Origin of the sequence: Legionella sheltonii (genome assembly GCF_026191355.1) — a bacterium.
GTDB lineage: Bacteria > Pseudomonadota > Gammaproteobacteria > Legionellales > Legionellaceae > Legionella > Legionella sheltonii.
This window is the reverse complement of sequence record NZ_JAPHOQ010000014.1, coordinates 72,327-85,477: the sequence shown is the minus strand read 5'-3', so window position 1 is coordinate 85,477 and position 13,151 is coordinate 72,327. Positions and strand designations below refer to the sequence as shown.

Here is a 13,151-nt window from a genome sequence, read left to right as displayed (position 1 = left end):
CATAAGAGTAAAAAAATTAAAATCAGGTTAAAAGCCCTGCATACTATCGATTTTAACTAGTCCCACCCACAGTCAAAGCATCTATTTTTAGAGTAGGTTGACCCACACCAACAGGAACGGATTGTCCTTCTTTACCGCAAACGCCAATTCCACGATCTAATCCCAGATCATTTCCAATCATACTGATTTTTTTCATCACGTCAGGTCCATTGCCAATTAAGGTTGCTCCCTTGACTGGTGCAGTAATCTTCCCATTCTCAATAAGATAAGCTTCGCTTGCAGAGAATACAAATTGACCTGAAGTAATATCAACTTGTCCACCTCCAAAATTCACCGCATATAAGCCACGCTGTACCGAACGAATAATTTCTTCGGGATCATGTTGGCCTGCCAACATGTAGGTATTAGTCATTCTGGGCATGGGTACATGCGCATAAGATTCACGTCGGCAATTGCCGGTGGATTGCATGCCCATCAATTTGGCATTCAACTTATCTTGCATGTAATTCACCAAAACGCCATTATCAATCAATGTAGTGCATTGGGATGGAGTTCCTTCATCATCAATAGTGATGGAACCGCGTCTATCTTTCAAAGTACCGTCATCAACTACCGTAACACCAGGTGCGGCCACTTGTTGGCCAATACGCCCCGAGAAAGCAGATAATCCCTTGCGATTAAAATCACCTTCCAAACCATGCCCTACTGCTTCATGCAATAAAACTCCCGGCCAGCCTGGTCCCAAAACGACAGGCATTGTTCCTGCAGGTGCAGGTTGTGCCTCTAAATTAATCAATGCTTCGCGAACAGCTTCACGTGCATAACTTAAAGCATTGTCTTTTTCGTGAAAGTAGGAATAAGGCACTCGACCACCGCCTCCAGAACGAGCAGACTCCCGTTTTCCATGCTTGTCTTCTACAATAACGCTCACGTTGATACTGACCAAAGGTCTAACATCTGCAATCATTTGTCCATGCATTCCAGCTACCATCACGACTTCGTAGCAACCACTTAATGAAGCATTTACCTGAATTACACGCGGATCAATACGGCGAGCTTCTTTATCAATCGCCTCTAATAAGGCAATTTTCTCTTGTTTGCTCATCCCCTCAATAGGATTTAATCCTTGATAGCGACTTATTGCAGCACTTTGAACTTGAACGGATTGAACTGGTTTGGACCCAGTGAGGGCAATAGAACGAGCCGCATCAGCTGCACGCAACATGGAAGGAAATAAAATATCATCACAATAGGCAAAACCTGTTTTATCACCACTAACCGCTCGAATACCTACCCCTCTATCCAAAGAAAAACTACCACTTTTGACCACAGAATCTTCTAAGTACCAGGATTCATAGCTGCAACTTTGGAAATAGAGATCCGCATCATCAATATGATGGCTCATCATGGTTCTAAATAATTTTTCTATACCCGTCTCATCTAACGATGCAGGAGCTAGTAAAATTTTTTTTGCTGTATTCAGGGCTTCTGTCATTTAATCATTACCTTTTTAATAAAACTGTTATTCATTGAGAGTAAACTCTATTATAAGTTTAATACATGGTGTTCCAAACAGGGGAAATTTCGACGTAATTCCTGCTGATTTTGTAAATCGATCTCTGCCGTCACTACACCCACACCGATTTCTTTCTGTGCCAGGACTTTTCCCCAAGGATCCACAACCATACTATGACCAAAAGTGGTACGCCCATTTTCATGCCGCCCCCCTTGATTGGCTGCTAAAACATAACAAAGATTTTCAATCGCTCGGGCTCGCAACAATACTTCCCAATGAGCAAGACCTGTTACGGCTGTAAATGCAGAAGGAACGGTAAACAATTGGGCTCCTTTCAACATCAGGAGTTGGTAAAGTTCTGGAAAACGTAAATCATAACAAACCGTCAATCCAATTTTTCCAATCGGGGTATCTACCAGAGCCAAATCATGCCCGCGCTCAATAGATATCGATTCTTTATATGCCTCTCCCGCCGAGACACTTACATCGAATAGATGAATTTTATCGTAACGCGCAGCGCACTTACCTTGGGCGTCATAAACCAAACAACTGGCACGTACTTTAGAACCCATGCTTTTAAGAGGGATAGTTCCAGCAATAATCCACAAACCGTATTCTTTTGCCAGTTGACTGATTTTTTCTTGTATTGGACCTACACCAAAAACTTCACCAATCTGCAATTTATCGGTTTCATGAAGCCCCATAAATGCAAAATTTTCAGGTAAAAGCACCAGTTCTGCCTGTTCCTCACGGGCTTGCTTAATGAGTTGTTCCACTTGTTGTAAATTCTCAGCAACGTGTGCTGAGGAAACCATTTGTACTAATGCTGCCCGTGCCATAATAAATCCTAAAATTTGACTTAAAAACGGTCGAAACATGTATCCAAAGTAGCCTGGGTACAGCGAATTGTGCCTCATCCCGAATGCAAGGAGGGATAACGGGGAATAGCGCTGCAACAGGTTTACAATACTACTATAGTACTATGGAACCTCAAAACAAAAATACTTTGTTTTAAAACTTGAAATATAGGAAACTAACCCATAGATATGCTAGACTAAATATAAACATAGAGGAGCTCCAAACAATGAATCGAAATGATGTCACCATCCTTACACGACGTAATGAGTCAGTGCTTTCGAGTAATAAGGTACTGCGTAATACCTACCTGTTATTAGGTCTGACATTTTTGTTCAGTGCGTTTATGGCATTTTTATCTCTTACAAGCGGCGCACGCCCAATGAACCCTCTTCTCATGATAGTTGGTGTTTATGGTTTAATGTTTTTGACTCAAGCTTTAAGAAACAGTGTATGGGGTTTAGTCAGTGTTTTTGCCTTTACCGGGTTCCTGGGCTATACATTAGGTCCAGTACTTAATGCCTATATTAGCCATTTCAGTAATGGCCCACAATTAATTGCAACGGCCTTAGGCGGTACTGGTATCATTTTCTTTGCATTATCGGGTTATGCATTAACAACAAAAAAAGATTTTAGCTTCCTGGGCGGATTTCTTTTTGTTGGTATGATGGTGGTTCTATTGGCGATGATTGCAGGAATCTTTATTCACATCCCTGCCTTACAATTAGCCATTTCAGCTGCTTTCGTACTTATTTCTTCAGGATTAATTCTCATGCAAACCAGTGCAATTATTCATGAAGGTGAAACCAATTACATTTCAGCTACAGTAGGCCTTTTTGTATCGATTTATAACTTGTTCGTCAGCTTGCTTAACATATTAGGTGCGTTTTCAGGCCGCGACTAGTTATCCATTCTCCTCTACCTGAATCCCGGTTAGTTTTTTGCCGGGATTTTTTTTGGCAATTATAAAAGACTTTCGAAATTAGCTGAGATATACAATCTTAGAACACTACATGTCGCTGATATAGGTACATTGCATAGCATAACTAAAAACCCACTACAGCAACCAAAAATAAATCATATTGATCATTAATTGAATGATAACGCAAAATTAATTATAATTTATCAATTTTAACATTTTTGTAGAAAAAATGGCTATTACTCAAAAAATGGTTGAAGAGCAAGCTCCCAAAATTCAATCAACCTGGTTTGCTGTTCCAGGGGGGATTGCAGACACAATCGTAGATCAAACGAATTCACTTCCTTCTTGGCAATTTAGAATAAGTATTAAACCCACTCGAAAAAATGCATTAAAAGCTGTAAAAGCGCTCGCCACCATAGAGCAATTTCAAACCCGGTTTCATCCAGAATTTAAAGTGTTTTTACCCGATGATAATAATAATTTAAGTACATGGGATCCTACGTTTAATGGAGGAGATAGAGACCAAAGAGGAAAAGAAATTTGTGTTTATATGGAATATTTGTTATCCAAAGAAAAACCTAAATATTATGAGGGACAAGCTTATCCTAATCCCATTTATTTAAAGAAATTAATGTTAAGTATATGGAAAGCCTTGCAAGATGAGGGGGTAGAGTTAGCATACAGCAGCCCTTCCAGAGGCGAAAAGGAGGTTCCTTGCGAACAAGAATTTATAACTCCATTTACCTACAGTTCAAATAAGCCGTATAAAAAACGACATGGGATTTTGCATCAGCATGACGATTATAATCCAGAGCAATATCAAGATCCTTTAGAAGGTGTTTCTATTAACTTAGAAGATTTACAGGAGTATGGTATTCATCCTCTAGGCGTTGTTAAATCAGCACAGCGATTAATTTACCACCTTCAGCATTATCAATTAAAAAAATCAGAAACAGACAAGGAACTTCAAGAACTAATCCACTCAGCAGGAAAAAATGCTGAGAATTCAGACAAGAACTTTAATGATTACCAAGAAGTTGTTCAAGTATTAAATAAACTAATTACAGAACAATCAATTGTTGGCTTGGGAAAATTAACAAATGATTACATTCAACTTTTAAAAGAAAAGGAAGTATCAATATCACTCCCATCAGAAGCTACATTGCCTGAAAAATCTTTCTCAAAACATCTTCAAATATTAAAGGCTTTGGCAAACTTAGGAGATAAGTCTGAGGCTAATATTAGATCGGAAATTTTCCGCTATTTTCCCGAAACAATAAAGGCTGAAATAACTACTGCGCAAGATCCAGGTTTCTATAGCCTTTGTATACAGCACCTAGTCCAAGATATAAAAAGAGCGCTGGAAAATGAAAAAAAATTAAGCGTTCAAGAAATGATGGAACTTAATCCCGAGTTAAAAAAAGAAGATTGTGAAACAGCATTTGACTACTATCCGCAAAAATTCCAGAGTATATATCAAAAGCTTGTGCATTGTGAGAATGAAAGAAAGACTATTTTAAAGGAATATGAACGCTTTATTTCATTACCCAAAATAGCAAGCTTTCCTGCTTCTTATACCGAAATCACACATGAAATAAGCGATAAATTGAAACAAGCAAGAGCAATTTTAGATGATTATACAAAAAGTAATTCTTGGATAAGTAGAGTCATTCATGCTCATTGGAATAGACATCATGTGTTTGATGTTAATGAAATTGTTAAAGCACTCGATAAGGGAGAAATTTCCTCTATGGAGGAGTTATCAGTTCGTTTGGCTGAAATCCCCTTGAAAAATCCTAAAGGTTCTTTAGCAAGACGCATGGAGTTTATTTTATTGCCTTATGCTCAGAGTTTGAACTATCCAAAAGACCAAAACCAAAATGAAGAGCGTTTATTGCTAAGCTAAGGCATTCATCTTGCGAGCACTAACACTTGGAACAAATGACCTGATAGCTGTGCTAATTGCTAATCAGCAAATCACCTTGATTCAAATGTTGCGAAGAATTTTTTAATGCAGCGAGATTTTGAGCAACCACTACATCAAGCGACTCACCCGCGGTAAAAATAGCATGCTCTGCCATTCAGTTGAAAACCAAAAACCCCAGCCACAGTGCCTGCGGGGCTCGAATTTAGGCAGGAAAATCAGGTAAAGTCCGCACATCACGACCAGTCAATGCGGCACTAATAGTGAGTGCTCTCCCACTAATTAGACAACATCACCTGAATCCCCAGTAATCCGAATAACAATAACGTCAGATGCTGACATAAAATCTTGCTTCCTGCATGAGTTGACGCATGTGTCTCACTGCCTCTTTCATACCACAAAATAAAGCTCGGGCAATAATCGCATGGCCAATGTTAAGTTCGTGTAATTCGTTTATAGCCGCTATAGGTTGCACATTATAATAATTAAGACCATGGCCTGCATTAACAATCAAATTTAAGCTCGCCGCATATTCCGCAGCGTGTCTTATCCGTTCTAATTCTCGCTGTTGCTGCTCAACATGAACGGCATCAGCATAACAACCTGTATGCAATTCAATCACAGGGGCGCCAACATCTGCTGCTGCCGTAATTTGATCACGTTCTGGATCGATGAATAATGAAACTTCACTTCCTATAGCCTGCAAACGTCTTACTGCATCTTCTACCGATTTTCGATGTGTGAGTACATCTAAACCACCTTCTGTGGTTATCTCTTCTCGCTTTTCTGGAACCAAACAGGTATGTTCAGGTGCAATTTCCTCTGCAAAATCGAGCATCGCGTCAGTTACTGCCAATTCAAGATTCATTCGCGTTTGTAATACTTGCTTAATCAAACGTACATCGCGAGCCTGGATATGGCGTAAATCCTCTCTCATATGTAAAGTAATGCCATCAGCACCAGCTTCTTCTGCATCCATAGCAGCTTGAACCGGATCAGGGTAGCGTGTTCCGCGTGCTTGACGTACAGTAGCTATATGATCAATATTGACACCTAATAATATTGGCTTATTCATTCAACACCTTACTAAATAAAATAAAGAGTATAAGGTCCATCATGGCCTAGAGCAAGAACCCCATTTATTTAAGCTTGGAACAGAAATACGTTTTTTCTGGATCGTTTCGTGAACCATACTGTTATTCACACTTATTTATTTTACTTCTGCAAAATACAAAGCCCTTGTCTTAATCTCACGTCCACCTAAAAGATGATCTATTGCTTGTCGCATAATCATTTTTGCTGATTTGAGATAGGGAGCTTCATTTAAATTATCTTGTGCCAATGCAAGAATATGCGCGCCTGGAATCCCCCTACTGTCTTCAACGAAGCCTTCACCCGCAACAAATTGATAACATACCTCTTCAACAATCAAATTTTCCGTTCTTGCCTCTTGCGTTAATGAAAAGGAATAACCACATGCATGAAGTAAAGTCCACTCAAAACGCCTTAACAAGGCTTCAATCATCAATCGCTCCCTGGTAGACGCAAGGCCATTCATAGTAAATAGATAGGCATCAAATAAGGTTGCATCAGAATAGTTAGGGCTTAGTGCATAATAGAGAATTTCATTGACATATAAGCCCGCAAAAAGCGAGCTGCCGGTAAGGTAAAGTGTTGGGGAAATACTTTCAACAGTTTGTGCATAATGTCTCTCATGACGTTCCGAAAGACTTACCCATAAAGGCGTAAAAGGTTGTAAAAGGGCTTGTTTTTTAGGTGTGCGACCCCCTTTATAAAGGCACTGAATCAATCCTAACTCGCGCGTAAAAAAGCTCACTTGAGCACTCGTATCTCCAGACCATTTCTTATGTAAAACCCAAGCCTCTATCGTCTTATTCATAGCCTAATTGTTTTAATATACGCTCGTCATCCGACCAGCCTGATTTTACTTTGCACCAGCACTGTAAGAATACTTTTTTACCTAATAGCTTTTCCATATCCATCCGTGCAGTGGTAGCCATTTCCTTTAATTTTTGTCCCTTATCACCAATAATCATACGTTTATGATTGTCTTTATCCACAAGAATCAATGCATGAATACGCACAAGCGCACCTTCATCTTTATAAGATTCAATGTCTACAGTAACAGAATAAGGTAATTCTTGTCCGCAAAAACGGAAAATCTTTTCACGCAATAATTCAGCACATAAAAATTTGATAGGCCGATCAGTCAATTGGTCATCAGGAAACAGATGAGGCCCCTCGGGCAGATAGTTCTGTAATTTATCTTGAAGCTCATCGACTTGTACCCCTGTTTTTGCAGATATAGGAATGATTGCTGCAAACTCATGTCGTTGACTCATTTCCTCTATCCATGGTAACAACTGAGTTTTATCATCAATTTTATCTACTTTATTGACCACCAAAATACAAGGTACTTTAGCCTGTTTGACCAAACTTAAAACGTATTCATCTTCTTCTTGCCAATGAGTTCCATCAACTAAAAAAGCAATCACATCAACATCACGCAATACACTAATTGCCGTTTTATTCATCATGCGATTCATTGCTTTTTTACTTCCCTGATGGATTCCAGGTGTATCGACATAAACAAATTGATAATCACCCTCGGTACGTATCCCCAAGATACTGTGCCGGGTTGTTTGTGGCTTTCTCGAGGTAATGCTGACTTTTTGCTGCAAAATACAATTAAGGAGTGTTGATTTACCTACATTAGGCCTACCAACTAAAGCAATATAACCACAATAACTAGTCATTAAAATAGATTCCTGTTTATTTTTAAAACATTTTATCAGTGACACTATAAAATTTCCAGATTTGTATCCAGTCCTACTTGATATTTCATCAAAAAACCAAGTATCCTGTGCACTATGTGAACAAAGGATGGTTCCGATGTCTGATTTTGTAACGACAAAAGGGCACACACAAATTATCGTTCCCTTAACCATTACCCCGTTTAGCCATCACGCACTACCTACTGTGACTGGAAGTCCATTCAGCCATGAAGCAGGGGCCGTACTATACGGGCATTATAACATGGAATACCTCCTCCCTGGAGGTGACAGACTGCGCTTAATTGCCAACCATGATAAAAAAACAGTGCAGCTTATGTTATTCACCCAACAGGCAGATCTAATCCAACTTCTTCCAGGAGAGCGCCCTTCTTCATTGGTCGCTAACATCATAAGCAAAGTTCATCGCTACCGAGTACGTTCAGCCAGTTACAGTCAGCCACTAACTCCGGCACAAGAACAAAAGCTGCAACTTGCCAATGAATGCATTGATTCATTAAAAAAATTGTTAAAAAAAGAGCGTAAATTAACCAGCCAGGACCATAAGGGACATCAGGCACTAAAAAAACAAGTGATTGATATTATAGGACATTGCTCAAATCAAAATCGCTTAATATCAACAACTCCCCTCGTATCGGAAGGTACGCTAGGGGATATTTTTTATGAGTCTCATAAAACGGCGCAGAATTATTCTTTTAACCGTGTTTATTCCGTGTCACGACAAGACCAAATGGACTTTAGCCATATCTTAAAAAACCATGAAGCAACACACCCGTGCCTTGTTTGGGACAGTGAACTCCATATAGGACATAACAGCAAGGATTTGGATGATGCTCTAAGGGTTATCTGTGACTATTACAAGTTACCCCATGCCGCAAATTTGAGCAATCTCCCTGCAAATCGATTCGCACAGCTTGCAGCTTTTTTTAGTAAATTATGGCGAGATGGCCATGATTGGATCAATTATTTATCAATAAATGCTAAGCCTGAACATAAAACCGAAGTATTAAAGCGCTTGGATGGTCTTACAATAACCCAAATAACCCCCTACTACAGGCTGCAAGGTTTTCCACAAAAAGGTTATCCTGATTTAAAAATCTTAATTAACCAACTAATAGGTAGTTCTAGCGAACCAATATTTGTACATAACACAAAAAAAGCAAAAAAATTACTTAACCAGTTACCCCATGGGAGCTGGGCAATTATTGCTAATGAACAACTCGCCCTGATAAGACAAGAAAACAAATTGGTGCAATTACGTTATTTCATTCATGAGGGGCTTTTCTATCCATTACCGGATGGACAAGATTTATATACTTTAGGACAAGTCAGCAAGCGCCATCTCTATTTGCCTGAACGTGTTGGTCTTAAACTTAATGCGTTTATTTCGCGAATACCTCGATTTTTCCATAAATTCTATAAAAGCATGCATCGTTTTATTATTCATGACTTACATGACGATTTTTTCAATCATGTCCATGAAACACACCTCCCTCCCAAAGATCCCGTTGAACTGAAGAAACAACAAAAAAAACGCGCTAAAGCAAGAAGCTCTTTGATCTTGGCTTTAGAAAATAAAGGGCTTTTAACTACAGGGCAAACCTTAGAAGAATTCATTAAAGAACGAATTAGCGACAGTCCCTACATCATTGCACGCTCCAATCATCCACCAAGCCCCCATGCTTATGACAATCCTTTTCATCGAGCATTAGAAGTAATACGCCATATCGCCAGTTTTTTTATCGACGTCAGCGAAAAGAATCCCTTGATTGGTACTTTAGCTATGGCTGCGTATGCTTACGGTGGTGGCGCAGTACTTGCTCCCGAACTCCTTAAATCGATTTTAACCAAATTACACTTACATGGCTTAATCTCAGGCATTGAACCAACACAAAAATTAGCTCATTGGATGAGTCATGGCACAATTTCTGAAGCGATCTCAGCATCGATAACCTACTGGCAAAGCGTTGTGGCAGGGGGCAACCTAGATAAATTTTTTGTTGAGGCGGTGAATGTACTCAAAGAAGATCCAGCGGAAATTGCCATTATCGCTTCTTTGGCACTTAGTTTAGGTTATGGTTTAACAAAAGTAATTCCCTCGCTAGGACGTGAAATGGGGGAATTTCCTTATACCAATTACGCTGCATTAGGTGGAAAAGGCGGAGCTGCTATTTATGATACAATTATGCACCCTGGTGATGATTGGTTTTTAGGGACTTGTAAGTGGCTATGCAAATTTTTTGTAAACTTAGGGAAACTAGGTATCGCTCCTTTTTTTGAAGGCTACCATTATGGATTTTATGATGGTTTTCTCAAAGGTTTGGTAAAAAGTTGGAGGCTGTTTAAAAATCTCAGCAAGCAAATTCTTGCAGCCAGCACTGATTTTATTTTAGCGCTACTTACTATTCCGCTGCTTGAGGCAAGCGCCCTATTTATCCATGTACCCTTTCGTGGGATTACGAATCTATTCACTAAAACACTTGCAATTCTGGGTAACATCAGTGATACAGGCGAATTACTACTTTTCTTTTCTACACGGCCACCCTCCGAGAATTTTGTAGTCAATTTCAGGTTTTCCCCGCTTTATGGTTTTACCTGGCCATTTGGGCATTTTTCTGATAATCAATTCTTCAATCTCTGCATTAATAGTGTTCGTGCCCTATGCATACCGCTGTTACAATTAGCCAAAAATCTCCTTATCTTGCCTCTTCTTGATTTCATCTCGCTTGCTGCACGTATAGGACTTACTCTTTTAAATCCTATAACGCGTATTCTTGCTTATGCTTTAGGCAGTATCATATGTACGCTGGGTAAAATATGGGATCAATCCTTGGGTGTCTTGTTTGCAACCAGTGCAAAAGGAACCGCTATCGCTTGTAACTGGATCGATAACCAAGCCTGCGCTGTGAAACAAACGTTATTATCTTTTATAGAAAGTCAACGCGGTCATTTATACCATTGGGCATTTGCAGATGAAGATCTTAAATTGCACACGACTTTAAACGATGCAGAATATTACTCAAGTGATCCCCGGCGTTATGAATTGATCCCGCACTCAAGCAGTCATTGTTTGTTACGTACACTTTTGGATAACAGTAGTGACGCACACCTGTTAGAAGACCGCCATAGCCCAATACCTCATCATCCCTCTATATTTCCAGTAAAAAATTCGCAAAGTATCCCGAAAGCTTCTTCCCAAAAAGAGGCAATTAACTATAGTATGTAACAGACCTATTTTAAAAACAGCCAACCTTTGGTGTTTTATTGACCGATATTATATAATTAAAATATGCTGTAAGAGGATATATATATGACGATAGCGAAATCCCTGTCAGAAGAGCTTACACCCGTTGAATATCAAGCCCTAGATCAGAAACTCGCTTCAGCTTATAAAGCGAAGATAGAAGATGATCCTAATTCTTCAATAAATCTAAGTCTCTTCGGCCTACAAGACTCTGATAGTCTAAGACGTTTCTTGTTGACCCCTGCCGGAGAAACAACAACCGAGAGACTTGTTACTGAAAAAGAACTACAGAGAGATATTGAAGAATGGCAGCAACAACAGCTCCAAGAAGAAATCAGGATGGCGGAACAACGAAGAGCCTTTTTTCATTTTCTCATGGAAGAGGATGAAGCAGAAGCTAAAAAAGCTCAAAATGAGTTGATCGCAATGCAACAAGAAAAAATAATGAAAGATGAGCAAAAAGCGCAACAAAAAGCAGCCCCTCCTGAACCAAACAAAGCAACTCAGGAAGCAATAAAAGGGTATAATGAGACGATAAAACAACTTGAAGAAGATCGAAAAAAACTTGAGAACCGTTCAAAACAGTTAAAGCAAGACCGCAAATTAATTGAAAGTAAATATGATGCGATGGAGAAGAGTCTAGACGATGCTCCTAAGTTCGAAGAAAAATCAGAAACAGAAATTCGAGCTGAGATTGAAAAACTCCAAAAAGAGGCCAATCAAATCGCAGATGACATGATGGATCCCAAATTAAAGCTAACCGACGAGCAAATTTATGCAAAAGGACATCAGCTTAATGCCATTGAATCAAAAATTGCCAACTTAAATGATATAATAGCAACTAAAAAAGAAGGCGGAAAACAATTCGTTGATGCTCAGGGAAAACCCTCTAGCATGAAAGATGCTGCTTTTGTTATTCCTAGAAATAAAGAAATTGTCAAAGATAAGGATGGAAATTATTTTCTAATCAAAAAAGGGGAATCCTTTGATCAGATGACCCCAACCCAAAAAGAGGAAGCGCAAAAAGCGTTCCAACGTGAGAAAAAAGACATTCAAGTCGTAAGAGATGTTGTAAAAGACACCAAAAAAGAGGCATTAGAATTCAACGCGAAAAGTATTGCAGAGAATGATAAAGCATTAGACCTCAATGCAGTGAGTCTTGCACAAAACAAAGTACAAAAAACAATGCTAGAAAACCAGACGAGGTTAATGCAATCCACGCGAGCAAATGTACAGCAAACTTTGCAACAACAACCGAATGACCCATTAGCTTTGAAATCACCGCGCCCCAGCATCACAAGTCCGAGTAACATTTCATTGCCCCCAACACCGACAGCGACACAATCGTCTAAAGCCACTTCAACTCCAAAGATTACGCCACAACAAATTTTTAACGCTGCATTTGTCCAAACTCTCAGTAAAGGACAAAAGCCAGGTAGCCAAACAACTTGGGGTAAATTATTTAAATTTGTCGATGAAATTCAAGATCCACGAGTGAAGGAGGAAGCCGATAAATTCTTAACAGATGAAGCCAAAAAAAACCAATCAAAAGATAAGCCATCTGCCCTGGATAATATAAAGGAAATGTTAAAACAAACACCCGTGCCTGAAGTCACAATGAATACGTTCCTGAAGCATATGGCTGAATTTGAGGAAGCCTATAAGGAGAATGTCACTCCAGAAAAAGGGGTCTTGGAGCAACAATTTCAAGAGCCAGATACCATCTCACCCTCCGCCCCTGCTGCCTAATTGTTTTATACTTCGGAAAAATGTAACCTGAAAATATATTCGGGTTACACATTCATTTCTTCCAACTCACTAATATCCTTAATTTCTTTAACCAAGAATCATTAATCTACTTGCCAATACAATCTAAC

General features: G+C 39.3%; 9 protein-coding genes and 1 pseudogene. 4 read left to right on the top strand and 6 right to left on the bottom strand.

What is annotated here, in order from left to right; genetic code table 11:
• Positions 1-52: 52 nt before the first annotated feature.
• Positions 53-1,495 (bottom strand): metalloprotease TldD, encoded by a 1,443-nt coding sequence (gene tldD / locus OQJ26_RS15615; protein WP_265704654.1) that lies wholly within the window; start codon positions 1,493-1,495, stop codon positions 53-55.
• A gap of 50 nt (positions 1,496-1,545) precedes the next feature.
• Entirely contained in the window at positions 1,546-2,355 is an 810-nt protein-coding gene (locus OQJ26_RS15610; RefSeq protein ID WP_265704653.1) for a carbon-nitrogen hydrolase family protein, read from the bottom strand.
• 245 nt (positions 2,356-2,600) lie between these two features.
• Between OQJ26_RS15610 and OQJ26_RS15605 the strand changes: the two genes are divergently transcribed.
• Together OQJ26_RS15605 and OQJ26_RS15600 are read left to right on the top strand one after the other, a co-directional pair.
• Complete coding sequence (locus OQJ26_RS15605; protein WP_265704652.1) at positions 2,601-3,275, top strand: Bax inhibitor-1/YccA family protein; 675 nt, start codon at positions 2,601-2,603, stop codon at positions 3,273-3,275.
• 265 nt (positions 3,276-3,540) lie between these two features.
• The gene (locus OQJ26_RS15600) at positions 3,541-5,199 is read left to right on the top strand and encodes a DUF5617 domain-containing protein (RefSeq protein ID WP_265704651.1); all 1,659 of its coding nucleotides are present in this window, start codon (positions 3,541-3,543) and stop codon (positions 5,197-5,199) included.
• Positions 5,200-5,254: 55 nt separating this feature from the next.
• Here OQJ26_RS15600 and OQJ26_RS19415 read toward each other — a convergent pair.
• The 4 genes and pseudogenes from OQJ26_RS19415 to era form a co-directional block, all read right to left on the bottom strand.
• Positions 5,255-5,559, bottom strand: a pseudogene (locus OQJ26_RS19415) (2-oxoacid:acceptor oxidoreductase subunit alpha); the annotation flags it as partial.
• The gene (gene pdxJ, locus OQJ26_RS15590) at positions 5,546-6,292 is read right to left on the bottom strand and encodes a pyridoxine 5'-phosphate synthase (protein WP_265704649.1); all 747 of its coding nucleotides are present in this window, start codon (positions 6,290-6,292) and stop codon (positions 5,546-5,548) included. The gene pdxJ and the pseudogene OQJ26_RS19415, both read right to left, overlap by 14 nt.
• Before the next feature lie 135 nt (positions 6,293-6,427).
• A complete protein-coding gene (recO, locus tag OQJ26_RS15585) occupies positions 6,428-7,117 on the bottom strand; it encodes a DNA repair protein RecO (protein WP_265704648.1) in 690 nt (229 codons plus the stop codon).
• Positions 7,110-7,994, bottom strand: coding sequence for a GTPase Era (gene era / locus OQJ26_RS15580; protein ID WP_265704647.1), 885 nt, complete (start codon positions 7,992-7,994; stop codon positions 7,110-7,112). Before era ends, recO begins: the two co-directional genes overlap by 8 nt.
• Positions 7,995-8,130: 136 nt before the next feature.
• Here era and OQJ26_RS15575 point away from each other — a divergent pair, with 136 nt between their 5' ends.
• Both OQJ26_RS15575 and OQJ26_RS15570 read left to right on the top strand, forming a co-directional pair.
• The gene (locus OQJ26_RS15575) at positions 8,131-11,256 is read left to right on the top strand and encodes a hypothetical protein (RefSeq protein ID WP_265704646.1); all 3,126 of its coding nucleotides are present in this window, start codon (positions 8,131-8,133) and stop codon (positions 11,254-11,256) included.
• A gap of 84 nt (positions 11,257-11,340) precedes the next feature.
• The gene (locus OQJ26_RS15570) at positions 11,341-13,023 is read left to right on the top strand and encodes a coiled coil protein (RefSeq protein WP_265704645.1); all 1,683 of its coding nucleotides are present in this window, start codon (positions 11,341-11,343) and stop codon (positions 13,021-13,023) included.
• Positions 13,024-13,151 lie beyond the last annotated feature (128 nt).